This window comes from Bradyrhizobium sp. 160, from assembly GCF_023073735.1.
In the GTDB taxonomy this organism is placed as follows: Bacteria; Pseudomonadota; Alphaproteobacteria; order Rhizobiales; family Xanthobacteraceae; genus Bradyrhizobium.
The window spans coordinates 78,737-102,115 of the sequence record NZ_JADPKD010000036.1; the positions used below are offsets into that span (position 1 = coordinate 78,737).

29 protein-coding genes are annotated in these 23,379 nt (G+C 63.2%); 17 read left to right on the forward strand and 12 right to left on the reverse strand.

From position 1 onward, the window contains the following. Nucleotides 1-13: 13 nt before the first annotated feature. The 5 genes from IVA98_RS16515 to IVA98_RS16535 all read right to left on the reverse strand — a co-directional run bounded on the left by IVA98_RS16515 (nucleotide 14) and on the right by IVA98_RS16535 (nucleotide 4,235). Nucleotides 14-358: a hypothetical protein gene (locus IVA98_RS16515; RefSeq protein ID WP_247295766.1), complete on the reverse strand. Its 345-nt coding sequence runs from the start codon at nucleotides 356-358 to the stop codon at nucleotides 14-16. Nucleotides 359-547: 189 nt separating this feature from the next. Continuing rightward, nucleotides 548-2,167: a chaperonin GroEL gene (groL, locus tag IVA98_RS16520; RefSeq protein WP_247295763.1), complete on the reverse strand. Its 1,620-nt coding sequence runs from the start codon at nucleotides 2,165-2,167 to the stop codon at nucleotides 548-550. A 38-nt stretch (nucleotides 2,168-2,205) separates the two neighbouring features. Next, a complete protein-coding gene (gene groES / locus IVA98_RS16525) occupies nucleotides 2,206-2,520 on the reverse strand; it encodes a co-chaperone GroES (RefSeq protein ID WP_247295761.1) in 315 nt (104 codons plus the stop codon). Between the two features lie 214 nt (nucleotides 2,521-2,734). Then, complete coding sequence (locus tag IVA98_RS16530) at nucleotides 2,735-3,850, reverse strand: glycosyltransferase family 4 protein (protein ID WP_247295758.1); 1,116 nt, start codon at nucleotides 3,848-3,850, stop codon at nucleotides 2,735-2,737. A gap of 55 nt (nucleotides 3,851-3,905) precedes the next feature. Beyond that, the gene (locus tag IVA98_RS16535; protein WP_247355219.1) at nucleotides 3,906-4,235 is read right to left on the reverse strand and encodes a sigma factor-like helix-turn-helix DNA-binding protein; all 330 of its coding nucleotides are present in this window, start codon (nucleotides 4,233-4,235) and stop codon (nucleotides 3,906-3,908) included. Between the two features lie 599 nt (nucleotides 4,236-4,834). Between IVA98_RS16535 and IVA98_RS16540 the strand changes: the two genes are divergently transcribed. From IVA98_RS16540 to IVA98_RS16570, 7 genes are all read left to right on the forward strand, one after another. Next, complete coding sequence (locus IVA98_RS16540) at nucleotides 4,835-5,287, forward strand: Hsp20 family protein (protein ID WP_247355220.1); 453 nt, start codon at nucleotides 4,835-4,837, stop codon at nucleotides 5,285-5,287. Between the two features lie 99 nt (nucleotides 5,288-5,386). After that, nucleotides 5,387-5,872, forward strand: coding sequence for an Hsp20/alpha crystallin family protein (locus tag IVA98_RS16545; RefSeq protein ID WP_247295752.1), 486 nt, complete (start codon nucleotides 5,387-5,389; stop codon nucleotides 5,870-5,872). 92 nt (nucleotides 5,873-5,964) lie between these two features. After that, complete coding sequence (locus IVA98_RS16550) at nucleotides 5,965-6,327, forward strand: SPW repeat protein (RefSeq protein ID WP_247295750.1); 363 nt, start codon at nucleotides 5,965-5,967, stop codon at nucleotides 6,325-6,327. Nucleotides 6,328-6,391: 64 nt separating this feature from the next. Continuing rightward, a complete protein-coding gene (locus tag IVA98_RS16555) occupies nucleotides 6,392-6,718 on the forward strand; it encodes a hypothetical protein (RefSeq protein WP_247295749.1) in 327 nt (108 codons plus the stop codon). 287 nt (nucleotides 6,719-7,005) lie between these two features. Next, on the forward strand, nucleotides 7,006-7,146 hold the full coding sequence (locus IVA98_RS16560; protein ID WP_247295825.1) for a hypothetical protein: 141 nt from the start codon (nucleotides 7,006-7,008) through the stop codon (nucleotides 7,144-7,146). A gap of 239 nt (nucleotides 7,147-7,385) precedes the next feature. Next, entirely contained in the window at nucleotides 7,386-8,060 is a 675-nt protein-coding gene (locus IVA98_RS16565; protein ID WP_247295747.1) for a response regulator transcription factor, read from the forward strand. Continuing rightward, the gene (locus IVA98_RS16570) at nucleotides 8,061-9,401 is read left to right on the forward strand and encodes a sensor histidine kinase (RefSeq protein ID WP_247295744.1); all 1,341 of its coding nucleotides are present in this window, start codon (nucleotides 8,061-8,063) and stop codon (nucleotides 9,399-9,401) included. Between the two features lie 69 nt (nucleotides 9,402-9,470). Here IVA98_RS16570 and IVA98_RS16575 read toward each other — a convergent pair whose 3' ends face one another. The 4 genes from IVA98_RS16575 to IVA98_RS16590 form a co-directional block, all read right to left on the reverse strand. Further along, nucleotides 9,471-11,126, reverse strand: coding sequence for a TRAP transporter large permease (locus tag IVA98_RS16575; protein ID WP_247295743.1), 1,656 nt, complete (start codon nucleotides 11,124-11,126; stop codon nucleotides 9,471-9,473). A 26-nt stretch (nucleotides 11,127-11,152) separates the two neighbouring features. After that, the gene (locus IVA98_RS16580; RefSeq protein ID WP_247295741.1) at nucleotides 11,153-11,734 is read right to left on the reverse strand and encodes a TRAP transporter small permease subunit; all 582 of its coding nucleotides are present in this window, start codon (nucleotides 11,732-11,734) and stop codon (nucleotides 11,153-11,155) included. A gap of 171 nt (nucleotides 11,735-11,905) precedes the next feature. Next, a complete protein-coding gene (gene moaA / locus IVA98_RS16585) occupies nucleotides 11,906-12,958 on the reverse strand; it encodes a GTP 3',8-cyclase MoaA (protein WP_247295739.1) in 1,053 nt (350 codons plus the stop codon). A gap of 367 nt (nucleotides 12,959-13,325) precedes the next feature. Further along, a complete protein-coding gene (locus IVA98_RS16590) occupies nucleotides 13,326-14,018 on the reverse strand; it encodes an HAD-IA family hydrolase (RefSeq protein WP_247295814.1) in 693 nt (230 codons plus the stop codon). A gap of 166 nt (nucleotides 14,019-14,184) precedes the next feature. Between IVA98_RS16590 and rpiA the strand changes: the two genes are divergently transcribed. The 4 genes from rpiA (at nucleotide 14,185) to IVA98_RS16610 (ending at nucleotide 17,383) form a co-directional block, all read left to right on the forward strand. Next, a complete protein-coding gene (gene rpiA / locus IVA98_RS16595) occupies nucleotides 14,185-14,898 on the forward strand; it encodes a ribose-5-phosphate isomerase RpiA (protein ID WP_247295737.1) in 714 nt (237 codons plus the stop codon). A 2-nt stretch (nucleotides 14,899-14,900) separates the two neighbouring features. Further along, entirely contained in the window at nucleotides 14,901-15,440 is a 540-nt protein-coding gene (locus tag IVA98_RS16600; protein WP_247355221.1) for a DUF2059 domain-containing protein, read from the forward strand. A 126-nt stretch (nucleotides 15,441-15,566) separates the two neighbouring features. After that, on the forward strand, nucleotides 15,567-16,955 hold the full coding sequence (gor, locus tag IVA98_RS16605; RefSeq protein ID WP_247295733.1) for a glutathione-disulfide reductase: 1,389 nt from the start codon (nucleotides 15,567-15,569) through the stop codon (nucleotides 16,953-16,955). A gap of 86 nt (nucleotides 16,956-17,041) precedes the next feature. Then, nucleotides 17,042-17,383, forward strand: a complete 342-nt coding sequence (locus IVA98_RS16610) for a hypothetical protein (RefSeq protein ID WP_247295731.1) — start codon at nucleotides 17,042-17,044, stop codon at nucleotides 17,381-17,383. On the opposite strand, the gene IVA98_RS16615 is transcribed toward IVA98_RS16610, so the two are convergent. From IVA98_RS16615 to IVA98_RS16625, 3 genes are all read right to left on the reverse strand, one after another. Continuing rightward, nucleotides 17,368-17,553, reverse strand: coding sequence for a hypothetical protein (locus IVA98_RS16615; protein WP_247295729.1), 186 nt, complete (start codon nucleotides 17,551-17,553; stop codon nucleotides 17,368-17,370). The genes IVA98_RS16610 and IVA98_RS16615 overlap by 16 nt on opposite strands. A gap of 61 nt (nucleotides 17,554-17,614) precedes the next feature. Then, entirely contained in the window at nucleotides 17,615-18,841 is a 1,227-nt protein-coding gene (locus IVA98_RS16620) for a carboxylate-amine ligase (RefSeq protein WP_247295728.1), read from the reverse strand. A gap of 20 nt (nucleotides 18,842-18,861) precedes the next feature. After that, the gene (locus IVA98_RS16625) at nucleotides 18,862-19,689 is read right to left on the reverse strand and encodes a class II glutamine amidotransferase (protein WP_247335970.1); all 828 of its coding nucleotides are present in this window, start codon (nucleotides 19,687-19,689) and stop codon (nucleotides 18,862-18,864) included. A gap of 131 nt (nucleotides 19,690-19,820) precedes the next feature. Between IVA98_RS16625 and IVA98_RS16630 the strand changes: the two genes are divergently transcribed. From IVA98_RS16630 to IVA98_RS16655, 6 genes are all read left to right on the forward strand, one after another. Then, the gene (locus IVA98_RS16630) at nucleotides 19,821-20,201 is read left to right on the forward strand and encodes a nuclear transport factor 2 family protein (RefSeq protein WP_247355222.1); all 381 of its coding nucleotides are present in this window, start codon (nucleotides 19,821-19,823) and stop codon (nucleotides 20,199-20,201) included. A 404-nt stretch (nucleotides 20,202-20,605) separates the two neighbouring features. Next, nucleotides 20,606-21,073 carry a tellurite resistance TerB family protein gene (locus IVA98_RS16635; protein ID WP_247335972.1) on the forward strand — a complete coding sequence of 156 codons (468 nt, stop codon included), beginning with the start codon at nucleotides 20,606-20,608 and terminating at the stop codon, nucleotides 21,071-21,073. A gap of 2 nt (nucleotides 21,074-21,075) precedes the next feature. Beyond that, on the forward strand, nucleotides 21,076-21,438 hold the full coding sequence (locus IVA98_RS16640) for a hypothetical protein (protein ID WP_247295721.1): 363 nt from the start codon (nucleotides 21,076-21,078) through the stop codon (nucleotides 21,436-21,438). After that, nucleotides 21,435-22,070: a TerC family protein gene (locus tag IVA98_RS16645; protein ID WP_247295719.1), complete on the forward strand. Its 636-nt coding sequence runs from the start codon at nucleotides 21,435-21,437 to the stop codon at nucleotides 22,068-22,070. Before IVA98_RS16640 ends, IVA98_RS16645 begins: the two co-directional genes overlap by 4 nt. A gap of 32 nt (nucleotides 22,071-22,102) precedes the next feature. Continuing rightward, nucleotides 22,103-22,687: a TIGR00645 family protein gene (locus tag IVA98_RS16650; protein WP_247295717.1), complete on the forward strand. Its 585-nt coding sequence runs from the start codon at nucleotides 22,103-22,105 to the stop codon at nucleotides 22,685-22,687. Between the two features lie 204 nt (nucleotides 22,688-22,891). Continuing rightward, nucleotides 22,892-23,155: a hypothetical protein gene (locus tag IVA98_RS16655; RefSeq protein ID WP_247295715.1), complete on the forward strand. Its 264-nt coding sequence runs from the start codon at nucleotides 22,892-22,894 to the stop codon at nucleotides 23,153-23,155. Nucleotides 23,156-23,379: the final 224 nt, after the last annotated feature.

Genomic DNA, 23,379 nt, shown 5'->3' on the forward strand with positions numbered 1-23,379 from the left:
GGGATGTTCGGGTTCAAGAGCCGAACGACGGTGCCGGAAGCTCGCGCGGCGCCAGCATGAACCAGGATGAAGGCGTATCCGCCGTCATCAAGCTATCGACCCTGGTATTCACGCCAGCGTTCCACTTCATCCATGGCATCGACTCAAGATGAGGAATCGGTGGGAGCGCGATCTTCCTTTCGAACGCGTCGGCCGGAAGGGGTTTGCCCGGCATACGATCCATTCCCCAAGCCGCCAGCGACGGCAGCAGGAGGATCGCAGCGATCGACGCCGTGAGTATCCGGCGGGCCAGGCGTTGCGCGAGCACTACGCGGGATTTCTCCGCCCGAGCGGAGATAATGATGTGATCGCTGATCATCTCATCCTCCTATCGTTCGAAAAAGACTGATCCAGGCGATCGTGGCGCAGCTGAGGGTGAACATCAGCCAGTGCACGGCCGCCGCTCCGTTTCTACGCAGCCTTTGCTGACGATCTCTGCTCATCTGACCGCTCCTCGTACGTCGATGTCTCCTTTCCTGGTCGAGACGTGGGTCCGTTACTTGCTAAGTTAGAAGTCCATCTGCGGCGCGGCTGGGGCTTCCACCTTCTTTGGTTTCTCGGCGACGAGCGCTTCGGTGGTGATCAGAAGGGCGGCGATAGACGCGGCATCCTGCAGGGCTGTGCGAACCACCTTGGCCGGGTCGATCACGCCGGCCCGCACCAGATCCTGGTACTCGCCAGTCGCGGCGTTAAAGCCCCAATTGTAGTCGCCGTTTTCGATCAGCCTGCCGACCACCAGCGAACCGTCCTCGCCAGCATTCTCGACGATCTGGCGGGCTGGCATCTGGATCGCCCGGCGCACGATGTCGACGCCGGCCTTTTGGTCGGCGTTGGCGGTCTTGACGCGTTCAAGCGCCTTGAGCGCCCGCAACAGCGCCACTCCGCCGCCCGGCAGGATGCCTTCTTCCACCGCAGCGCGCGTCGCATGCATCGCGTCGTCGACGCGATCCTTGCGCTCCTTGACCTCGACTTCAGTGGCACCGCCGACCCGGATTACGGCCACGCCGCCCGCGAGCTTGGCAAGCCGCTCCTGCAACTTCTCGCGATCGTAGTCCGAGGTGGTCTCCTCGATCTGCAGCTTGATCTGGGCAACGCGCGCCTCGATGTCCTTCTTGGCGCCGGCGCCATTGACGATGGTCGTGTTCTCCTTGTCAATTACCACCTTCTTGGCCCGGCCGAGCATGTTCAGCGTGACGTTCTCGAGCTTGATGCCGAGATCTTCGGCGATCATCGTGCCGCCGGTGAGGATCGCGATGTCCTCCAGCATTGCCTTGCGGCGATCGCCGAAGCCCGGCGCCTTGACGGCTGCGATCTTGAGCCCGCCGCGCAGCTTGTTCACGACCAGCGTCGCCAGCGCCTCGCCTTCGATGTCTTCGGCGATGATCAGCAGCGGCTTGCCCGACTGCGCCACCGACTCGAGCAGCGGCAGCATCGATTGCAGTGCGGACAGCTTCTTCTCGTGGATCAGGATGTACGGGTCTTCGAGCTCCGCCCGCATCTTTTCGGCATTGGTGACGAAATAGGGCGACACATAGCCGCGATCGAACTGCATGCCCTCTACCACCTCCAACTCCGTGTTGAGGCTCTTTGCCTCCTCCACGGTGATGACGCCTTCGTTGCCGACCTTCTTCATGGCCTCGGCGAGGAAGCGGCCGATCTCAGTGTCGCCATTCGCGGAGATCGTCGCGACCTGGGCGATCTCGTCGTTCGCCGTGACCTTCTTGGCGTGCGATTGGAGGTCCTTGACGATCGCCTCGACTGCGAGGTCGATGCCGCGCTTGAGGTCCATCGGGTTCATACCCGCTGCAACCGACTTGGCGCCTTCCTTGACGATCGATTGCGCCAGCACGGTCGCAGTCGTCGTACCGTCGCCGGCGACGTCGCTGGTCTTCGACGCCACCTCGCGCACCATCTGCGCGCCCATGTTCTCGAACTTGTCTTCGAGCTCGATCTCCTTGGCCACGGTGACACCGTCCTTGGTGATGCGCGGCGCCCCGAACGATTTCTCCAGCACCACGTTGCGGCCTTTCGGTCCGAGCGTCACCTTGACAGCGTTTGCCAGCGTATCGACGCCGCGCAGCATGCGGTCGCGGGCTTCCGTCGAGAATTTGACGTCCTTGGCAGCCATGACGTTCTCTCCTTTGCCGTTCAATGAGTGTCAGCGCTTCACGCGGCCTTCTTCGTCGCGGCGGCCTTCTCGATCACGCCCAGTAGATCGCTTTCCTTCATGATGAGAAGTTCTTTGCCGTCGATCTTCACCTCCGTGCCGGACCATTTGCCGAACAGCACCCGGTCGCCGACCTTCACGTCGAGCGGCACCAACTGGCCCTGTTCGTTGCGGCCACCCGGCCCGGCGGCGATCACCTCGCCCTCCTGCGGCTTTTCCTTCGCCGTGTCCGGAATGATGATGCCGCCGGCGGTCCTCTCCTCGGCATCGATGCGTCGCACCAGCACGCGATCATGCAATGGACGGAAATGCATGCACATCCTCCCCTACAATTCAGCGATGTCATAAGAACCGGGGGCCGCAACCGGCCGTCCGGCAAAATCGACCTAGGCGCGGCAAAGATGAGGTCAAGAGGGGCTACGAAAATTTTTCGACACCGCCGGCGACGACTTGCCGTGCACGGCGGGACGGAGCGGCGCCCTTGCCGGCTTTCCGCAGTGCCGCAGGTCCGCCCCTTCAATTATCCTTTTACGCGGCCGTGGGCGGCGCTCCCGGAGCGGTGTCCGTGGAGGTCGGCCGAACGCGCAGCGAGTGCCGATAGCCGGAGTTGGCGGTAAGGCTGCGAAGCATCCTCTGGTAGATCCTGGTATACTCCGTCGCCATGCGGGCGGACGAGAAACGTCCCTCGAACCGGGCGCGGATGGCTTTGCGGTCGAGTGCCAGCAATCCGGGAATGGCCCGCACCGCCTCATCGACGTCGGACACGATACGGCCGGTCAGTCCGTCGTCGACGATTTCCGGGACCGATCCGCAACGGAAGGCGAGCACCGGCGTGGCGCAGGCCATGGCTTCGATCATGACCAGACCGAAAGGCTCCGGCCAGTCGATCGGGAAGAGCAGCGCTGCCGCATTGCCGAGAAATTCGCTTTTGGCGCTCTCATTGATCTCGCCGATGAACTCGATTCCCGACTCGTTCAGCATCGGCGCGATGACACCGCGAAAATAGGCTTCATCGGCCTTGTCGACCTTGGCAGCTATCTTGAGCGGAAGCCCCGCCGCCCGCGCAACTGCAATAGCGCGGTCGGGACGTTTCTCCGGTGAGATGCGGCCGAGAAACGCGAGATAGCCGCCTTTCGGGCTGAAGCTGGGGGTGTGCAGATCGAGCGGAAGGCCGTGGTACACCGTCGCCACGAAGTTCGCGCCTGAGAGCGGCGCCCGTTGCGCGTTCGAAATCGAAACCAGCGGCATGTCGGAAAATCGGCGGTAGAACGGCATATGGTCCAGCAGATCCTGCCGGCCGTGCAACGTTGTCAGCGTCCGGCCGCGTTCGGACCGGAACAGCGGAAAATGCAGATAGTCGGTGTGGAAGTGCAGGATGTCGAACTCATCCGCGCGCTCGCGCACCTTGTCGAGCATGACCATCTGATGGGGAATAGCATCTTGCACGTCGGGATCGAGGCGCAGCGCACGAGTGGTGCAGGGAACGAGCTCGGCCGAGGTAATGGAGTCCTGACTCGCAAACAGCGTCACTTGGTGACCCTGTCGCACCAGCTCCTCGGTCAGCCACGAAACCACCCGCTCCGTTCCCCCATAAAGCCGGGGCGGGACGCTCTCGAACAGCGGGGCAATCTGCGCAATCTTCATCTTCTTCCCTCCGCGATTAACCGCTGCGCCAGGCCCGATCGGGACGGCGCGCAGATCATCCAAACGGGAGCGCATCGCGCTCCTGACCTTTTGCAGTGCGCGAGCGGACCCGCTCGCGCGATACGCCGAAAGTGCCGGCAAGCTCCGCCAGGGTCTTCGGCTGTTCGGCCAGGAATCGCGCCCCGACGATATGGCGCTCACCGAGGTCAAGGAGAGCGAGCGCGTCCTCCGGTGCGCTTCTTACCCCGCTACGATCCTCCGCCTCCGACAGCAGCCTCTTCGGGTCGGGCGCCGGATCGATCAGCCAGTCCTCGATTTGCTCGGCCCCGTGCTCCCGCGTCGTGGGCAGGTTGAGCGAAGTATCACCCCGTATCCAGCCGTTCATCTCGACGACCTCGCGCGAGGCTACTTTTTTGTCGGTGATATTCGACCTGCTCCGGAGCAGGTGGCGGGCAGACTCGATCGGACTGACAGGGTGCTCATTTTCCAATTCCTCCTCGGAGCAAAGCGGGTGAGCTCCCCCAGCATGCGCCTGGGCCCAGAAGCGGCGCCCAGGCGCGCCATGCCGGCGGCGCTCACAAAATGTCGTATCTTCCGAATTGTTCCTTCGAGAAATAACAGCCGCGCCGGGCCCGTGTGAGCAGGGAAATGCAGGCGGTGAATCCGACAATGGCCTTAACGGCCTCGATTTACGGAGCTCCCGTGCCGACTCCAAAGGTGTGGGCCGGCCAAGCATGGGGCTGGTGGCGCAAGCGCGAAGGTGGCCATCTGCAGCGGCGGCTGATGCGAATACAACAATCTACCGAAGCCGAGGTCGGGACGGCAAAAATACAATTCGAGGGCGCATGGCGCTCTTGAAAACGATCGGCGCCGTTCTAGCTCTTGGTTGCCACATGTGTGGCGCCGGACGCCCTCAGGGTCCGGTCAAGGCCGTCGGAAAACCGGCGTTGCTCCTATCCATGTTGCTCCAAGGAGGATGTGGTTATGAGAACTTACGAAATGCCCCCGTTCTGGCGCTCGAGCGTCGGCTTCGATCGTCTGTTCGACCTCGTCAATAACGCGACGAATGCGGACGACAATTATCCGCCGTACGACATCGCGCGTATCGGTGAGAACCAGTACCGGATCACGCTGGCACTGGCAGGCTTCAGTCCCGAGGAGATCACCATCACCGCCGAGCAATCGACGCTTACGGTTGAGGGGCGCAAGCCCAGCAAAGGTGATCAAGACTACCTGTACCAGGGAATCTCCCTGCGGCCGTTCCGCCGCGTTTTCAACCTGGCGGACTATGTCCAGGTCAAGGATGCGACGTTCGAAAACGGCATGCTGAAGATCGCTCTGGTTCGGGAAATCCCGGAGGCGATGAAGCCACGTCGTATCGCGATCGAAGTCGCCGGCAACGACAACCAGCAAATCGAAGGAAAGCAGACCGCCTGACGGAGTTCCGTTCGGGCCGTCGAAACCGCCTGCGCGGCGTGGCCGCGCGCGGCCGAATTTTGTCAAGTGAGCATGAAGAAAACACGAAGGAGGAAAGCTATGCCACTACGTGATCTCATTCCCCGGAATAGCGGCTCTCGCGATCTGAGTCCGCACCGCAGCGAAGCCAATCCGTTCCTCGCGCTTCATCGCGAGATGAATCGGCTGTTCGATGATGCGTTCCGCACGTTCGACGTCACTCCGTTTGGCTCCCAAGCGACCGGATGGCCGAACATCGAAGTCAATGAGACGGAGAAGGAAGTCAAGGTCCTCGCCGAGCTTCCCGGTCTCGAGGAGAAGGACGTCAACGTCGAACTGAGGGGCGGTCTGTTGACCATCAGCGGCGAAAAAAGGAGCGAGACCGAAGACAAGGAGCGCCGCTTCAGCGAACGCTACTACGGACGCTTCGAGCGCTCCGTCCCGGTCGACGATGTCGATCAGGACAAGATCGAGGCGTCTTTCAAGAATGGCGTGCTCGCCGTGACGCTGCCGAAGTTACCGACCGCGCAGCAAAAGGTGAAACGGATCGCCATCAACGGCAAGTAACCGCGGGACGGGCGGGAGTTCGCTTTCGCACGTCGCCGGACTGGCCTGTGCAAAGAGAGTGAGGGAAAGGAGCCAATGTAAGGAGTTGCAACATGAACACCATCTGGAAAAAGGACATGATCGCCGATGGGGTCAACCTTGTGATCGGCCTCGGCTTGTTCATCTCGCCGTGGGCCTTCGGGTTCGCCGCTGAAAGTCCCACTAACTGGAATGCTTGGTTGAGCGGCATCTTGATCGCTGCGCTGGCCGTGGCGGCGCTGGCGATGTTCGCCGAATGGCAGGAGTGGATAGCTCTGGCCGCCGGCGTTTGGGTCGCCGTGTCACCCTGGGTGCTGCACTTCTCGGCCAAGGCAACGGTGGCACCGCTCCACGTCATCGCCGGAATCCTCGTCGCCGCTGTTGCGGCTCTCCGAGTCTGGCAACTGCATCAGGGTCATCCACGTGTGACAGCGTGAATGCTCGGTGAGGGGAGGCTGCGGCCAGCCTCCCTTCGCAACTGACCTGCGCGAGTGCGCCATTTTGCTGGCCAAGCTTGTTGCCCGCGAGATGAACGATGATGGTGCTGCAGTGAAAGGGAACACGCCAATAGTTTCTCCGTCGACGTTTGCGCCAAGCGGAGAGATCGTGCTGACCTCGCGCTTGTACACGCTCGATAAGAAGCGTCGCCGGGTCCTTGCAGGCCTTACCCCTGAGGAGACGACCGAATTCGAACTTTTGGATGCTCAGCTTCCGCTGGATGGCAAGCCGGCTTGGCGACATTCCGAGCTACCGCTCTCTCCGAAAGAGCAGCGGTGGCTGGAGCTATTCCGAAGAATGGAGGCCGCGCGGAAGCAGACCGCTGCCTGAAGACGATTGCGCGTGCTGATCATGGAGGGTTGGCCAAAATACACGTCCTTCGCAGGAATAGTCTCTTGGGCAAGGAGCCTGTTCGCCGGCGGCTTGCGCGAGAAAAGCCGTTCACTCAGCACAGTGAACGAGGATGCGCTGCAGCAACCACGTCCGCCGATCGTCGCGCAGAAGGCGCCGCCCGGGGCCTCGGGACACGATGGTCCCCAGGATGATTGTTCTCTTCCAGAAGGATTGAGAAGGCCGCGCAAAGGACCGCTCAATAAACATACCGGCCGCAGGCCCAATTGCGGGATCTGAACTTCGTCGTTGAAGGCCCTCATGTGCTGGCGAGACTTGCCGGCGTTGTCCTGGCGACCTGGACCGGCCGGCTCTGGACTGCCATCGCCGAGATCGAAATGGTCATTCCATCGGGACAGTCGGCATGAACCTTCAACTCGGGATTCGCCATGGCGATGAGTTCGCTTTCGGTTTTCATAGGCCTGCTCAAGAAGTTCATCCTTTGGTCTGAGAGAAAGGACCGGTCATCGAAGCTTACGCGAACCTGACAGAAGGCCGACCCGCCGCCCCGGTGCTTTTTCGCTGGCCGCAGCGCCGCGAATGCTGGAAAAGAACGCAGATGCGGCGCGAGCCGTGCGGTGACACCGGAACATTCGGCGGGAATTTGATGCGCCTTCTGATCGTCGAGGACAATGCCGAGCTGTCGCGGCTCGTGGCCGGCGGGCTGGCGGCTGCCGGGTATGAGAGCGACATCGTCGGCAGCGCAGCCGAGGCGCGCGAGGCTGTGAGCAGCGTCAGCTATGCCGCGATGATCCTCGATCTCGGCCTGCCAGACGGCGACGGCCTGGCGGTGCTGCGCGAGCTGCGCCTCAAGATGGAGCCGCTGCCGGTCCTGGTGTTGACCGCGCGCGGCGGCGTGCAAGACCGCGTCACGGGCCTGCGCAGTGGCGCCGACGACTATCTCACAAAACCATTCGCGATGGAGGAGCTGGTGGCGCGGCTGGAGGCAATCCTGCGCCGGCCGGGCCAGCTGCTCGGCCGCTCGCTGCGTCTTGCCAATCTGGTCTACGACACCGAGAGCCGCCAGATCTTCGTCGACGACCAGCCGCGGATCATCTCCGCGCGCGAGACGTCCGTGTTGGAGATCCTGTTGCGCCGGCAGGGCCGGGTGGTGCCGAAGAAGAACGTCGAAGATCACATCTTCGGGCTCGAAGGCGAGGTCGCCTCCAACGCGGTCGAGGTCTATGTCTCCAGGCTGCGCAAGCAGCTCAGCGAACACGGCGCCAAGGTGGTGATCCACACCATCCGCGGCGTCGGCTATCTCATGGCCGAGGAAAAATAGGTGGCTGCCGAAGGGCACGTCAGATCGCTCACGTTCAAATCGCTGATCTGGCGGATCGTCTTCCTGCACATCGTGGCGGTCGCGATGGTCGCGATCGTCCTGCCGCTGGTGCTGTTCTGGCTGCTCAATTCCGAGATCGACCAGTTGCACCACGACGGCATGCGCGCCCAGGCCGAGGTGCTGGCGGAGCGCATCGTCGCCCAGCCGGACGGTTCGCTGACGTTCAACCTGCCCGACAGTCTGCGCGGGCTCTATTCGGACGCCTACGGCCGCTATCAGTACGACATTCGCGATGGCGAAGGCCGGCTGTTGTTTTCCTCGCATCGGCGGGCCGCAGCGGCGGCTCCTCGGCCACCCGAGACGATTTCCGGCGCCGGCGTCACCCGGGTGATCGACGGCAAGACGCTGCGCATCCAGGTCGCCGAGGATCTCGCGCATCGCGACGTCATCATCGACGACATCGTCTCGAACTTCTTCCGACGGGTCGGGTGGATCACCATCCCGGTCCTTCTGGTCCTGCTCGCAACCGACATCATCATCTTCCGCCGTGCGATCGCGCCGTTGTGGAAGGCATCGGAGGAGGCCAGCAATATCGGCCCGGCGCGCACCGACATCCGCCTGCCGACGAAGCAGATCCCGCGCGAGATCATGCCGCTCGTCACGGCAGTGAACCAGGCGCTCGACCGCCTCGAGGACGGCTTTCGGGTACAGCGGCAGTTCACGGCCGACGCGGCTCACCAACTGCGTACGCCGCTCACGATCCTGCGCGCGCGGATCGAGACGCTTGGTGACGGCGCGGCACGTGAGGCGCTGCATGCCGACATCGAAGCCATGAGCCGCATCGTCGCCCAGCTGCTGGAGATCGCCGAGCTCGACACGCTGGTGCTCGACCCCGGCGAGACCGCTGACTTGCGCGCCGTCTGTGCCGAGGTGGTCGGTTCGATCGCCCCGTTCGCGATCGCGCAGCACAAGGACATCGCCCTGCGGGGCAGCGACGCACCGGTCATGATCCACGGCAATTCGGAGATGCTTCAGCGTGCAATCTTCAACCTCGCCGAAAACGCCATCAAGTTCACGGCGAGGGACACCGCCGTCGAGGTCGAGGTGGGCGAGGACGGCTCAGTGCGGGTGCGCGATCGCGGTCCCGGCATCGCGGAGGCCGAGCGCGAGCTGATCTTCCAGCGCTTCTGGCGCCGTGACCGCCAGCGCAGCGACGGTGCAGGCCTGGGGCTCTCGATCGTGCGCGGCGTCGCGGACGATCACGCCGCGACCGTCGCGGTGGAGAACCTTCCCGGCGGCGGCGCGGAGTTCACGCTACGATTCAGGTTGGCGGGCAAGTGAGCTGACGCTTCGCTCGCCCCTTTAGAGTCCCTTTAGAGGAGGGTAGGAGGGCAGTCGCGCCCTCCTGCGCTACTTTTGCGGCGGACCGAGATCGAGCGGCGGCAAGTCGATCTGCGGCACTTCGATCTTGATCGTGCTGGGGTCGATGTTCGATTGCACGCCCTTGTAGTGCATCACCATCGAGGGGAACGCGATCACCAGACCCACCATGATCATCTGAATCACGACGAATGGCACCGCCCCCCAATAGATCTGGCCCGTGGTGACAGGCTCCATTCGCTTGCCGGTCACGCGATCAGTATATCGATCCTTCGGCGCGACCGATCGCAGATAGAACAGCGCAAAGCCGAACGGCGGATGCATGAACGAGGTCTGCATGTTGACGCCGAGGATGACGCCGAACCAGATCAGGTCGATGCCCAGATGCTCGGCCGCAGGTCCGAGCAGCGGGATCACGATGAAAGCGAGCTCGAAGAAGTCGAGGAAGAAGGCCAGCACGAACACGAACGCGTTGACGAAGATCAGGAAGCCGACCTGGCCGCCGGGCAGGGAGGTGAGCAGGTGCTCGACCCAGACATGCCCGTTGACGCCGTAGAAGGTGAGCGAGAACACGCGGGCGCCGACCAGGATGAACACAACAAAGGCCGACAGCTTGGCGGTCGATTCCGTGGCCTGCCGGATCAGGTCCCAGCTCAGCCGCCGCTTTGCGGCACCGAGGATGAGGGCGCCGGCGGCACCCATCGCGCCGCCTTCGGTCGGCGTCGCGATGCCGATGAAGATCGTACCCAGCACCAGGAAGATTAGGAACAGGGGCGGCACCATGACGAAGGTGGTCTGCTGCGCCATCTTCGAGAGGAAACGGAAGCCGGTGAGCTTGTCGATGACCCAGTTCAGCACGGCGACGGCGAAGGCGAAGATGATACCGTAGAACATGCTCAGCACGACGTAGTCGGCGCCATGCGTGCTCGAATTGCGCATCATGAACCATCCGAACACACAGCTCGCGAGGAACAGCATGCCGAGCGAGACCAGGCCGCGGCTGCCGTCCTCCTCGCGGAAGCCGATGGCCTCCTTCGGCAGGCCCGGCACGGCCTTCGGGAAGATCATGCTGACGAGGAAGGCATAACCGGCGTAGAGAGCGGCGAGCACGAGGCCCGGGATGAAGGCGCCTTCGTACATGTCGCCGACGGACTTGCCGAGCTGGTCGGCCATCACGATCAGGACGAGCGAGGGCGGAATGATCTGGGCGAGCGTGCCTGACGCGGCGATGACGCCGGTCGCTACCCGGCGGTCATAGCCGTAGCGCAGCATGATCGGCAGCGAAATCAGCCCCATCGAAATCACCGAGGCGGCGACCACGCCGGTCGTCGCGGCCAAAAGCGCGCCGACGAATACCACCGCGTAGGCAAGTCCGCCGCGGATGGTGCCGAACAATTGGCCGATGGTGTCGAGCAGGTCCTCGGCCATGCCCGACCGCTCCAGCACCAGGCCCATGAAGGTGAAGAACGGAATGGCGAGCAGCGTGTCGTTGTTCATCACGCCGTAGACCCGCTCCGGCAGGGCCTGGAGGAAGTCGGGGTGGAATTGGCCGAGCTGCACGCCGATAATGGCGTAGAACAGGCCGACGGCGCCGAGCGAGAATGCCGCGGGATAGCCGAGCAGCAGCACGACGACCAGCGACGCGAACATGATAGGCGCCATATTGGCGATGATAAACGCGGTCATGATTCCCCCTAAACCGTCGCCAACGGCTACTTCTTCTCGATCGCTTCGACGAGATGCTCGACTTCCGCCTCGAGCGCCGACACCTGGGATTCATGCGGATCGGGCATCAGTCCGCGCATCACCGCAATCCGCTTGATCAGCTCGGAGATGCCTTGCACGAGCAGGAGAGCGAACCCGATCATGATCAGGGCTTTGGCGGGCCATTGCGGCAGGCCGCCGGCATTGCCAGATTGCTCGTTGATGTGGAAGGAGCGCTGGAAGAACGGCACGCCGGTGATGATCATCACGATGCACAGCGGAATGAGGAAGAACAAGTGACCGATCACGTCGATCACGTTGCGGGCCGTCTTCGGCAATGCGTTGTTCACGATATCGATGCGGATGTGCTCGTTGTCGAGCAGCGTCCATGACGAGCAGAGCAGGAAGACGATGCTGAACAGCACCCATTGCAGCTCGAGCCACGAATTGGAGGACGTATCGAAGGTCTTGCGGATGACGGCGTTGACCGCCGAGATGATGACGGCGAGCACGATCAGCCATGCCAGGCGCTTGCCCGTCCAGCGCGTGAACGCGTCAATCCTGCTGCTCAACTTTAGGAGCGCTTGCAACGATAGGTCCTCCCCCGATTGTGCCCCGGCCGTCTTGACTGCGCCGAGTTGGCGCGTGGCTTGTCTCGCCGCGCAGGCATGAGGCAGCCGCACCAAACCAGCGGGCGTGCCGCCAGTCAATTGGAAGTTTGTTGATAGTTAAGGGGAATAACACCCGCGGCAGGTTAAGGACTACCCGCCGGTGACGCTCATATGCCTGGAGACACTGGGACGGTTGTGGCGACGGTCGATGATGAAATCGTGGCCCTTGGGCTTGAGCCCGATGGCACGATCGATCGCATCCGCAAGCAGCACATCCTCGTTCGATGCACGCAGAGGTTTGCGCAAATCGGAAGCATCCTCGTGGCCGAGGCAGGTGTGCAGCGTTCCGGTGCAGGTGATGCGCACCCGGTTGCAGGATTCGCAGAAATTATGGGTCATTGGTGTGATGAAGCCGAGCTTGCCGCCGGTCTCGGCGACGCTGACATAGCGCGCGGGTCCGCCCGTGCTCTCGGCTAGGTCTGTCAGTGTGAATTGCTGGGCGAGACGCGCGCGCACCAGGGACAGCGGCAGATATTGGTCGATCCGGCCCGAGCCGATCTCGCCCATCGGCATGACCTCGATCAGCGTCAGGCCCATGCCCTTGCCATGGGCCCAGCGCATCAGATCGGGGAGCTCGTCCTCGTTGAGGTTCTTCAGGGCCACCGCGTTGATCTTCACGCTGAGCCCTGCGGCGCGGGCGGCTTCGATGCCTTCCAGAACCTTGTCGATCTCGCCCCAACGGGTGATCTCGCGAAACTTCCGGGGATCGAGCGTGTCGAGCGAGACGTTGATGCGGCGGACGCCGCAATCGGCGAGCTCCCGCGCATGCTTCGCAAGCTGGGTGCCGTTGGTGGTCAGCGTCAGCTCATTCAAGGCGCCGCTGGAAAGATGCCGCGACAACGAGCGCACCAGCATCATCACGTTGCGGCGGACCAAGGGCTCGCCGCCGGTGAGCCGCAGCTTCTTCACGCCCTTGGCGATGAAGGCCGAACAGAGCCGGTCGAGTTCCTCCAGCGTCAGCAGGTCAGCCTTGGGCAGGAACGTCATGTCCTCTGACATGCAATAGAAGCAGCGCAAATCGCAACGGTCGGTCACGGACACGCGCAAATAGCTGATAGTCCGCCCGAACGGATCGGTCATGGGGCTCGACAGCGCGGCGAGGGGGCTCGCTGTGGCGGCGGGACTGGCGGAAGATCCGTTCATACGGGAGGCCTTGTACTTCGGGCAACTCGCGCACCGACGCTTCAGCGGTGCTCTGAAGCAATCTAAGCATCGGAGAGGCAAAGGACAATCGGGTTCGATAGGTCAGCGCCTCCCGCGCTTGGCTCGGGGGGACGCGGCCCGTGCGGCATCCGCCGGGCTGCGGCTGCCGCCGGTTTCGGCTTCTTCGGCCGCTGCGGCTTACGGACCCGGTTTGGGCGGAGTGGCCGGCTGAAGCTCTGCAAACCCCGGATTTGGCGCGGTGATGGAACCGCTATATCGCCCAGCCGGACCTAACGAGTGCCGCTTGGGCAGGCAACCGCGGACTGCGCGTCGATCACATAGGGTTATCGGGAATAACTGAGATTAATCATTGGTTTGCTGGAGCCTTGGCGGTCATCAGGCTGCGCGCTGCGGCGGGCAGGTCGCGCATGTGATGGATCAGCCGGTCCGGCTTCAGTTCGGCGATCGGCACGTCCGTATAGCCGAAGCTGACCCCGATCACGGGCACCCCGGCCCGCCGGGCCACGCCAACGTCGGTTCCGGCATCACCGACCATGATGGAGGCTTTGACCTCCCCGCCGGCGCGCGCCACGGTCTCGCGGAAAATGGTCGGGTCCGGCTTCTGGACGCCGAACGTGTCCGCGCCGCAGATCGCCGCGAAGCGGCGGCTGAGGTCGAGCTGGTCCAAAAGCCGCTTCGACAGCCATTCCAGCTTGTTGGTGCAGACCGCGAGGCGGTGGCCTTGGGCGGCAAAATGGTCGAGCGCGGCCTCGAGTCCCTCGAAGGGGCGGGATTCCACCGCGATATGGTCGGCGTAATAGGCGATGAAATCCGCCGTCATTCGGTCCATGTCGGCGGTGGTGACAGTGCGCCCCTCGGCCTCGAGGCCCCGCTCGATCAGCTTGCGGGCCCCGGCGCCGATCATGTTGCGGGCCGAGGCCATCGGCACCGGCGGCAGCCCTTCGCGGTCGAGGACGTGATTCAGCGCTGTGATCAGGTCGGGCGCCGTATCCACAAGCGTGCCGTCGAGATCGAAGACGATGGTGTGAGGGTAGGTCATGAGCGAAGCGCTACCGGCCCGGTCGTACCGAAGCAAGGGGCGGGACCATAAGATCCGCTTATAGACCCGATCCCAGACCCTGTTCTCCGGGAAAAAACGAGGCTACATAGGCCGCCGCAACCGGCCACACCCGGCGGCACATTCTCGATCCAAGGCGGGCGCAAACGTGAACATGGACCAGTTAAAGCGGCAGGCGGCCGCGCGCGCCCTCGAGGAGGTGCGTGACGGCATGCAGCTCGGGCTCGGCACCGGCTCGACCGCAAAACATTTCGTCGAGCTGCTCGGCGAGCGCGTCGCCGCCGGGCTCAAGGTGATCGGCGTACCGACCTCGGAAGCGACGCGCTCGGACGCCGAGCGTTGCGGCGTGCCGCTGACCACGCTCGACGAGATCGACCATCTCGACATCACCGTCGACGGCGCCGACGAGATCGATCCCGAGCTCAACCTCATCAAGGGCGGCGGCGGGGCGCTGCTGCGGGAGAAGATCGTGGCGGCTGCGTCGGATCGCATGATCGTGATTGCCGACGAGAGCAAATGGGTGCCGACGCTCGGCCGCTTTCCGCTGCCGGTCGAGGTCATCCCGTTCGGGCTTGGGGCAACGCGTCGCGCGATCGAGACGGCGTTTTCCGAATGCGGCGTTTCCGGGCAGATGGCGGTCCGCAAGGCCAAAGACGGCCACGTTTTCGTCACCGATGGCGGCCACTGGATCGTCGATGCCCAGCTCGGACGTATTATGGATCCATCCGGTCTCGCCAAAGCGTTGAGCGCGATTCCGGGCGTGGTCGAACATGGGTTGTTCATCGGCTTGGCCGGCTCGGCCGTTTTGGCGGGCGGCGAGGGAATCCGCGTGATTGAACGGCGCAAGCCGAAAGGAGACTAGGAATGAAGATCGTGTTGAAATTCTTGCCGGCTGCGACCCTGGCCGTGGGACTGGCCCTTTCAGGCGCCCCGGCAATGGCCCAGCAGGCTGCGCCAAAGGCCGCCGCGCCGGCCCAGCCGAAAGCCTCGCCTGCGGCGATTGCGGCGGCCAAGGAGATTTTGCAGATCAAGAACGCGACTGCGATGTACAGCGGCGCCGTGCCCGGCCTCGTCGAGAAGACCAAGATCGCGCTGATCCAGCAGAATCTCAGCTACCAGAAGGACCTCAACGAGGTCGCGCCGATCGTCGCCCAGCAGCTCAACGGCCGCCAGAACGAAATCGGCGAAGGCATGGCGCAGATCTATGCCAGCGAGTTCACCGAGCAGGAGCTCAAGGACCTCGTCACCTTCTACAGGTCGCCGCTCGGCAAGAAGCTGATCGAGGCCGAGCCGCGCGCCATCGGCCTCAGCATGGCCTTCATGAATTCCTGGGCCCAGAACTTCTCCGAGACAGTGATGGGAGCCTTCCGCGCCGAGATGCGCAAGCGTGGCAAGGAGATCTGAGCGCACCTATCTGATAGGAGTCCTAAAGCGCGTCATCGCGCTCCAGGTTGTTATTTGAGCAAGATCTTTTCGGAAAACCGCTCCACACTTTTCCGGAACATGCTCTGAAAGAGGTCGGAGTGGACAATGGCTGAATTCGACGTCGACCTCTTTGTCATCGGTGGCGGCTCGGGCGGCGTGCGGGCCGCCCGCATCGCGGCTGGTTACGGCGCCCGAGTGATGATCGCCGAAGAGTACCGCATGGGCGGCACCTGCGTGATCCGCGGCTGCGTGCCGAAGAAGCTGTTCGTGATCGGCTCGCATTTTCGTCACGAGCTCGAGGACGCCGCCGGCTTCGGCTGGACAGTCCCGCCAGCCACCTTCGACTGGCCGACGCTGATCGCCAACAAGGACAAGGAGATTGCGCGGCTCGAGGCGGCCTACACGGCCAATGTCGAGAAGTCGGGTGCGCAGATCGTCAAGAGCCGGGCGGTGATCGAGGATGAGCACACTGTCCGCCTGCTCGAGAACGACCGCAAGATCACGGCGAAGTACATCCTGATCGCCACCGGCGGGGCGCCAAACCATGGCGCGACGATACCCGGCATCGAGCACGTGATCTCCTCCAACGAGGCGTTCCATCTGAAAAAGTTGCCGAAGCGGATCGTGATTCAGGGCGGCGGCTACATCGCGCTGGAATTCGCCGGGATCTTCGCCGGCTTCGGCTCGGACGTCACGGTGATCTATCGCGGCGACAACATCCTTCGCGGTTTTGACGAGGATGTTCGGACCCACGTTCGCGCCGAGATGGAGAAGCAGGGCATCACCATCCTCACCGGCTGCACCGTGGCCAAGGTCGATCGGCACGGCGAGGAGTTCACCACGCATCTGTCGAACGGGTCGAGCCTCGCCTCCGATCAGGTCATGTTCGCGATCGGCCGCCATCCTGCGGTGGCCAATCTCGGTCTTGAGAACGCCGGCGTCGCCATCAATCCGAACAATGGCGGCATAGCGGTGGATGGTTTCTCGAAGAGCTCGGTCAACAGCATCTATGCGATCGGCGACGTTACCCACCGCTTCAACCTGACGCCGGTAGCGATCCGCGAGGGCCACGCCTTTGCCGACACCGTGTTCGGCAAGCGCGAGGTCAGGGTCGATCATGCCAATATCCCGACCGCCGTGTTCTCGCAGCCAGAGGTCGGCACCGTCGGCCTCACCGAGACGGAGGCACGGGCGCAGTACAGCCACGTCGACATCTACAAGACGACGTTCCGCCCCATCAAGGCGACGATGTCGGGCCGCGACACCCGCGTGCTGATGAAGCTCGTCGTCGACGGGGCGACCGAGCGCGTGCTGGGCTGCCACATCGTCGGCGATGCCGCCGCCGAGATCATCCAGGCGGTCGCGATCGCTGTGAAGATGAAGGCGACCAAGGCCGATTTCGATGCGACGATCGCGCTGCACCCGACCGCGGCCGAAGAGCTCGTTACCATGCGCACGCCGACCGCACGCCACGTGCGCCAGGCGGCGGAGTAGCCTTTCGACTGTGAGGTCTCGGCCTGTGAGGCCTTGACGGTCTGTTCACGTTTTGTTCTTATGCTGCGACCGTCAGGGAGGCAGCGATGGACAACCGTGTCAACGAAATCCGCAGAACCATTCGAGCGCTGCGGGTCAGCATGCTCGAGGCCGAGTCCATCATGCGTGAGCAGGTCGATCGGGACGAGGACTGCAGCTTCATCGCGCAGGAAATCCTCAAGATGCGTTCGGTCATGAGCCTGCTCGTCAAGGAGCGTGCAACGCTCGGCGATGACGAGCCGATCCTCGTCAACTGCCTCTATCTCCGGCGGCGCCGGCAGCCGCGAAAATCATCGGCTGATCGCCTCCCGGAGCCGGCAATATTCCGCCGCAACGCGTGGCGGCGAGGATCTGACCGGAACGGGGCGACCGCTCATTCGAGCGACTGACGGGCAGCCCGCTCAGGCTTGCCGGACGGGCTGTCCGCCCACTTCGCCATGTCCATCGTTCGCACGTCGATGCCTTCGCACCAGAGGCAGCTGAATTCCGCGCGGCCCTTGGCCGAAAGCATCGGGACAAGTCCATGGCCGCAGCCGGAGCAAGACGTGATGCGTTTCATGAGGTTCCTCCACGATGCCCGAATTCAGGACGACATTTCGTTGCCGAAGCTTGCGCGGGCGTTATGACGGAGCAGGAACGCTGCCAATCGGAGCGCTCGTACCTGAGATGGTCGAGGCTGCGATCCAGCGCGAGACTGCCCCGATGTCCTCGGCATGTTCGCGATAGGCGCGAAGCTGGAATTCTGCGGAGCTGCCGCGCGCAACGATGGTCCGACAGTGCTCGACCTCCGCGGCGCAGTTCAGTGCCGCTGCGTCCCCGGCGATGTCGTCGATCACGCGGGAGAGCAGCTCCGAGATCGTAACGGGCCCGTCCTTGGAGGCGAAGATGCAATCGGTGCCGTAGCGCTGGGCGCGCCATTTGTTTTCGACCGCAATCGCGCGTTCGACCGCGGTGACCTCCTTCGACAGGTGGGGCCGCAGGTAGAGGTGCCGCGTCAGGCAGCGATAGAGCGAGGCGATTGCGACGGCGTCGTCGATGAAGGTGCAGGTGTCGGGCGCGCGCAGCTCGAGGGTCGGGTGCCGCATCGCGGGTCGCATCGCCCACCAGATGTGGCTCTCGTCGGGAATCACGCCAGAGCGCTGCAACGCGCCGACATAGTCGTCGAAGTCCTGCTTGCTTTCGAACAGTTCGGGCAGGCCGGTGCGCGGCAGCTCGGAGTAGGCGGCGAGCCGGTAGCCCTTTAGTCCAGTCTTGTGCGAATTCCAGAATGGCGACGAGGCGGAGAGCGCGATGAACAGCGGCAGATGCGGCAGCATCGCCCGCATCACCGCCATGCGCTTCTCGGGATCTGGCAGCTGGACGTGCACATGCATGCCGCACATCATGTTGCGGTGGCCGATGCTGCGCAAATCCTCGATCATCTCCTCGTAGCGTGGCTTCGGACTTGGCTGCGACATGCGCCAGACCGCGGTCGGATGCGTGCCGCAGGCCATGATCACGAAGCCGTATTGCGCGGCGACGTTTGCGACCTCGCGGCGCAGGAAGCGGAGCTCTTCGCGCGCGTCATTGACCTCGACGTGAATGTTGGTCGCGACCTCGAGTTGGGATTGCAGCATTTCCCGCATCGCCTGGCCGCCGGTCGACCAATTCGCCGATTCGAACAGCTCGTTGGGAGTCTCGATCGCGACCTCCAGGCTGCGACGATCGGCGAGGAAATATTCCTCCTCGATGCCGAACGAATATTCCGCCGCCTTGCCGCCTCCGCCGGCGGAGCGAATGACGAAGTGCTGCCTGTCGTCGGACGGATCGAGCCGCAGCAGTTTCAAAACGTCTGAAGCAAATGTCATCATCCCACCCGGCCGAGGTATTACCTGCCGGCAACAATCCTTCTGGACGGGACGGGTTCCGCCTCGCACTCACCCGTAATTGCAAGAGTGAACGGAACAATCTTCACGCTTTCGGACGCGCGCGCGATCAGCGTGTGATTCGGCGGCACTTCGGCCCAATCCTCATCCTTGTCGAACGGCTCCGACACGACGACGACCTGGCCGCCGGCCTCGCGGAAATACAGCGTGTTCGCGGCGTCGTTGACCGCAACCCGGAACGCGTAGAGATCGTGGCCGTTGGCGATCGCGCTGGTGAAGCGCAGCCGTTCGCGCAGGTGGCCTTCGTTGACGAGACTGACGAGAGCTTGCAGCACGCGGTGAGTTGCGCCGAGCGGATCGCTATCCAGACCCGCGCCCATCATGGCGAGGAATACGGCTTCCGAGTCGGTCGTGCCCAGCCGCGATGGGTAATATGCATCGGGAATCAATGCCTCGACCTTGCGCCGCAGCCGATTCCAGCTCCCGACGAATCCATTGTGTATGAACATCCATTGGCCGCAGGCGAAGGGATGGCAATTCTGCCGCGTCACGGCCGTGCCGGTGGCCGCGCGCACATGCGCGAAGAACAAATGCGAGCGCAGATGGCGGCAGAGATAGCGCAGGTTCTCGTCCGACCAGGCCGGGCGCGTCTCGCGATAAAGACCTGGCTCCGGATGCTCGCCGTACCAGCCGAGGCCAAAGCCGTCACCGTTCGAGCCCGCCGTCGACTGAAGTGAGCGGATGCTCTGCGCGACCAGCGAATGCTCGGGCTCGGTGACGTAGGGCTCGAAGGACGTGGTCTCGCCCCGGTATGCGATCCAGCGGCACATGAGGGATCCTCTCGGGGATATGTCTTGAGCTGCACCAACAGCTCTGACTCCCTCATGGTTCCCGGTGATGTCGGGAGCGCGACGAAGGCCGGCTTCGTTGCTAGGATGCGAGAAAATCGATGGAGATCGAGATGAATGATCGAGCCAAGCTAGCCGCGCTCAAGCGCCATTGGGATGCTTCGGACGCGAGCGATTTCGAGGCGGAGCATGACATTTACTGCGAGGATGCCGTGCTCGACTATCCGCAGTCCGGCGAGCGCATCCGCGGTGGTAGGAACATTCAGGAGAGTCGATTCGCGCAGCCGAACAGGAAGCGATTCACGGTCCGGCGGATTGCCGGTGGAGGCGATTTCTGGGTGAGCGAATTCGTCCTGAGCTATGATGGGGTGCCATCCTACGTCGTGAGTATCATGGAATTCCGCGAAGGCCTGGTGGCGCACGAAACGCAGTATTTTGGTGACAGGTTCGAGCCGTCGCCCTCGCGTGCGCATCTCGTCGAGCGGGTAGGATGAAGAGCACTTCGCCAGGTGCATCCATTCATGCTGGCTCGCTATGCAACGAGCGCCAACCCGACACCGTCGCCCTGAGGTGTGTGACCGCGTAGCGCATTGCATCACTTGGCGAGCCACGAAAGATCGACTCCAGCCCGCTTCCATGGCCATATGGAACCCAATGCGGCGGCTGGTCGCAGCCGTATCGCCTTGATTCCGACAGCCCCGTCTTTATGTCTGAGAGGAACAAGAATCCGGGCCCCTCTGGCGAGGACGCCGACCATGTCGGCAAACCTCGTGATGTCGGATGACCTGTCCCGCGCGAATGCGATGGATCGGCCGATCGTCGGGCCTTCTTCGGTTCTCTCCGACCAGTCGTTCCATCGCAGCTCCGTGCGGCCATTTCGCAAGCTTAGGGAGCAACGATGTCTGACGCCAAGCATTCAAATCCGATCGAGATCGCCGATCCGTCCAGCCTGAACGAGCAGGCTGCGGCGGCGCTGGTCATTGCCGGCGCGCTCGTCGCCGTGGCCGACCGGCGCGTTTCGCCGGTCGAGCGCGACGAGGTGATTCGCTTCATTCGCGATCGCGGATTGGCACCTCATATCGAGGATGAAAGGCTATTTGCGATGTTCGACACACTCGCGGAGCGACTCGAGGAGCCGGATTTTGCAAACGTCGTGATCGATACGCTGCGGCCGGTCTCGGACATGCCGCTGTCGTCGCATCTGATGGAGTTGTCGGAGCGGGTCGCCGCTGCCGACGAGGACGTGCATCCGCATGAGGTGCAGGCGATCAAACTGTTGCGCCTGCTGACGCTGGCCCTGCCGCGTGCAAAGCAGGTCGCATCGGGTGCTGCGCGCGCTCAACAGCCCGTGGCGGCAGAGGAGTGAGCATGAGCGCAGCTTCGGACGAGCCTACGAATGGGGCCACGGGCCCCGCCAGCCAGTTGGCCGGCGGCGACCCGCGCCTCGACAAGCTCGTCCATCGCTTGCCGCCGCGCATGGGCGACGCCGTCACCTATCTGCTCAAGCCGTCCAGCCGCTGGATCAGGATTCCCTCGGGCCTGCTGCTCATTGTCGGCGGCGTGCTCTCCTTTCTGCCGGTGCTCGGCGTCTGGATGCTGCCGCTCGGTCTTGCATTGCTGGCGGAAGACGTGCCGCTGCTGCGCTCCTCGCGCGCCAAGGTCCTGGATTGGGTTGAACGCAAGAAACCGCACTGGCTCGATCCGTCTGTACCGAAAAACGATCGATCATGACAGAATTCATCACCGCCGATGCTCTGACCGCGCTGTTTCAGGTCATCCTGATCGACCTCGTGCTGGCCGGAGACAACGCCGTCGTCATCGGTCTTGCCGCGGCGGGACTGCCGGCCGAACAGCGCCGGCGCGCCATCGTCGTCGGCATTGTCGCCGCCACGGCGCTCCGCATCGTCTTCGCCGGCGTTGCGACCCAGCTCCTGCAGGTGATCGGCCTCCTGCTCGCCGGCGGCGTGCTGTTGCTGTGGGTCTGCTGGAAGATGTGGCGCGAGCTGCGCGAGCAGTCCGCGCATTCGCGCCAGCTCGCGTTCGAGCATGGCGGCGGCGCCGGAGCACCTGCGCCGCATAAGACCTTCGGCCAGGCGGCCTTGCAGATCGTCGCCGCCGACGTCTCGATGTCGCTCGACAACGTGCTCGCGGTTGCGGGCGCCGCGCGCGAGCACCCCTACATCCTTGCCTTCGGCCTATTATTGTCGGTGGCGATGATGGGCGTTGCCGCCGACCTGCTCGGCCGCGTGCTGCAGAAGCAGCGCTGGATCGCCTATGTCGGTCTCGCCATCATCGTTTACGTCGCCTTCGAGATGATCTATCGGGGCTCGCTCGAGCTCGCGCCTGTCATCGCGAGTCTGTGAGGCGCGTTCCCATTTGCAATCCGGAGTGATCAATGACGTCTGAACCGAAAGCAGCTTCGGCGCATGCCGCGGAGGGGCCGCAGATCGGCCCGTTTGCGCAGCTCATCTTTGGTTCGCGCTGGTTGCAAGTGCCGCTCTATGTCGGCCTGATCATCGCGCAGGGCGTTTATGTGCTGCTGTTCCTCAAAGAGCTCTGGCACCTGGTCCTGCACTCGTTCGACGCCAGCGAGCAACAGATCATGCTGGTCGTGCTCGGGCTGATCGACGTCGTGATGATCTCGAATCTGCTGGTGATGGTGATCGTCGGCGGCTACGAGACCTTCGTCTCCCGCCTGAACCTGACTGGGCATCCCGACGAGCCGGAATGGCTCAGTCACGTCAATGCCAGCGTGCTCAAGATCAAGCTGGCGATGGCGATCATCGGCATCTCCTCGATTTCTCTGCTCAGGACCTTCATCGAGGCGGGCAATCTCGGCACGACGCGCAGCAATTTCACCGAAAGCGGCGTGATGTGGCAGGTGCTGATCCACCTGACTTTCATCATCTCGGCGATCGGCATCGCCTGGGTCGATCGCCTCAGCGAGAGCGGCCATCGCAAGGAGGCAAGCCACGGCTGAGGAATCCGGCCGTCCGATACCTCCCGAGCGGCCAAGCTTGGGCCCGCCTGGTCGCTTGGCCGGGCGGGCTCCCTTTTCCGGATCGATAAAATTGCCTGCAATCCGCACAGCAGCGGCAAACCCTGCGAACAAGAAGCGCGCGGCTTTAAACCTCGACTTTGGAACCAGCGTGCATCCTCCCCGGCAAAAGGGCAGGGCATCCGCATGTCTATTCTCAGGGAGATCGTCGCCGCAGCGGCAGGAGTGTACGCGCTCCTGCTTCTCTGCGACGCATTGTTCGGGGTCGGCGAGGCACGCTTCGACGACGCCTATTTCCGCACCAGTTTCTACGCGCCGCGGCCGAAGGAATTTCGCTTTTCTAGCGATACGCCGCCGGCGGTGCGTGTTAGCGACGCATTTGCGCAATTCGCGCCGGGCGAAGCCAGGCTGAACAGGCGTTACTCGTCTCTGACGACGATCATTCGCTGACGTCATTCCCCCTGGGTCTGGGTCCAGTCCGCGACGCCGCCCCACACCTTATCGCGGTGATCGGGGCGGTGGCGCCGACGTCGAATGGCTTGACCGTCAACACCTCCGGTTTGATCGCCGACCGTTTCCTAGCAATTGCGAATTCGACTTTGCCCGCAAGGGTTTGCAATGCGGAATGGATTTACAACTGGCGGGACGAGACCAGCCTGTGTATAAGGCGGCCC

Excerpts from the sequence above, each read along its gene's own strand:
- IVA98_RS16645 (WP_247295719.1), top strand. The coding sequence starts at position 21,435 with ATGACAGAATTCATCACCGCCGATGCTCTGACCGCGCTGTTTCAGGTC.
- groL (WP_247295763.1), bottom strand. The coding sequence starts at position 2,167 with ATGGCTGCCAAGGACGTCAAATTCTCGACGGAAGCCCGCGACCGCATG.
- IVA98_RS16530 (WP_247295758.1), bottom strand. The coding sequence starts at position 3,850 with ATGAAGATTGCGCAGATTGCCCCGCTGTTCGAGAGCGTCCCGCCCCGG.
- IVA98_RS16655 (WP_247295715.1), top strand. The coding sequence starts at position 22,892 with ATGTCTATTCTCAGGGAGATCGTCGCCGCAGCGGCAGGAGTGTACGCG.
- IVA98_RS16565 (WP_247295747.1), top strand. The coding sequence starts at position 7,386 with ATGCGCCTTCTGATCGTCGAGGACAATGCCGAGCTGTCGCGGCTCGTG.
- IVA98_RS16610 (WP_247295731.1), top strand. The coding sequence starts at position 17,042 with ATGGACAACCGTGTCAACGAAATCCGCAGAACCATTCGAGCGCTGCGG.
- IVA98_RS16625 (WP_247335970.1), bottom strand. The coding sequence starts at position 19,689 with ATGTGCCGCTGGATCGCATACCGGGGCGAGACCACGTCCTTCGAGCCC.
- IVA98_RS16650 (WP_247295717.1), top strand. The coding sequence starts at position 22,103 with ATGACGTCTGAACCGAAAGCAGCTTCGGCGCATGCCGCGGAGGGGCCG.
- IVA98_RS16635 (WP_247335972.1), top strand. The coding sequence starts at position 20,606 with ATGTCTGACGCCAAGCATTCAAATCCGATCGAGATCGCCGATCCGTCC.
- IVA98_RS16590 (WP_247295814.1), bottom strand. The coding sequence starts at position 14,018 with ATGACCTACCCTCACACCATCGTCTTCGATCTCGACGGCACGCTTGTG.
- IVA98_RS16630 (WP_247355222.1), top strand. The coding sequence starts at position 19,821 with ATGAATGATCGAGCCAAGCTAGCCGCGCTCAAGCGCCATTGGGATGCT.
- IVA98_RS16550 (WP_247295750.1), top strand. The coding sequence starts at position 5,965 with ATGAACACCATCTGGAAAAAGGACATGATCGCCGATGGGGTCAACCTT.
- IVA98_RS16615 (WP_247295729.1), bottom strand. The coding sequence starts at position 17,553 with ATGAAACGCATCACGTCTTGCTCCGGCTGCGGCCATGGACTTGTCCCG.
- IVA98_RS16640 (WP_247295721.1), top strand. The coding sequence starts at position 21,076 with ATGAGCGCAGCTTCGGACGAGCCTACGAATGGGGCCACGGGCCCCGCC.
- IVA98_RS16535 (WP_247355219.1), bottom strand. The coding sequence starts at position 4,235 with ATGAACGGCTGGATACGGGGTGATACTTCGCTCAACCTGCCCACGACG.
- IVA98_RS16620 (WP_247295728.1), bottom strand. The coding sequence starts at position 18,841 with ATGACATTTGCTTCAGACGTTTTGAAACTGCTGCGGCTCGATCCGTCC.
- gor (WP_247295733.1), top strand. The coding sequence starts at position 15,567 with ATGGCTGAATTCGACGTCGACCTCTTTGTCATCGGTGGCGGCTCGGGC.
- IVA98_RS16540 (WP_247355220.1), top strand. The coding sequence starts at position 4,835 with ATGAGAACTTACGAAATGCCCCCGTTCTGGCGCTCGAGCGTCGGCTTC.
- IVA98_RS16515 (WP_247295766.1), bottom strand. The coding sequence starts at position 358 with ATGATCAGCGATCACATCATTATCTCCGCTCGGGCGGAGAAATCCCGC.
- groES (WP_247295761.1), bottom strand. The coding sequence starts at position 2,520 with ATGCATTTCCGTCCATTGCATGATCGCGTGCTGGTGCGACGCATCGAT.
- IVA98_RS16600 (WP_247355221.1), top strand. The coding sequence starts at position 14,901 with ATGAAGATCGTGTTGAAATTCTTGCCGGCTGCGACCCTGGCCGTGGGA.
- moaA (WP_247295739.1), bottom strand. The coding sequence starts at position 12,958 with ATGAACGGATCTTCCGCCAGTCCCGCCGCCACAGCGAGCCCCCTCGCC.
- IVA98_RS16545 (WP_247295752.1), top strand. The coding sequence starts at position 5,387 with ATGCCACTACGTGATCTCATTCCCCGGAATAGCGGCTCTCGCGATCTG.
- IVA98_RS16575 (WP_247295743.1), bottom strand. The coding sequence starts at position 11,126 with ATGACCGCGTTTATCATCGCCAATATGGCGCCTATCATGTTCGCGTCG.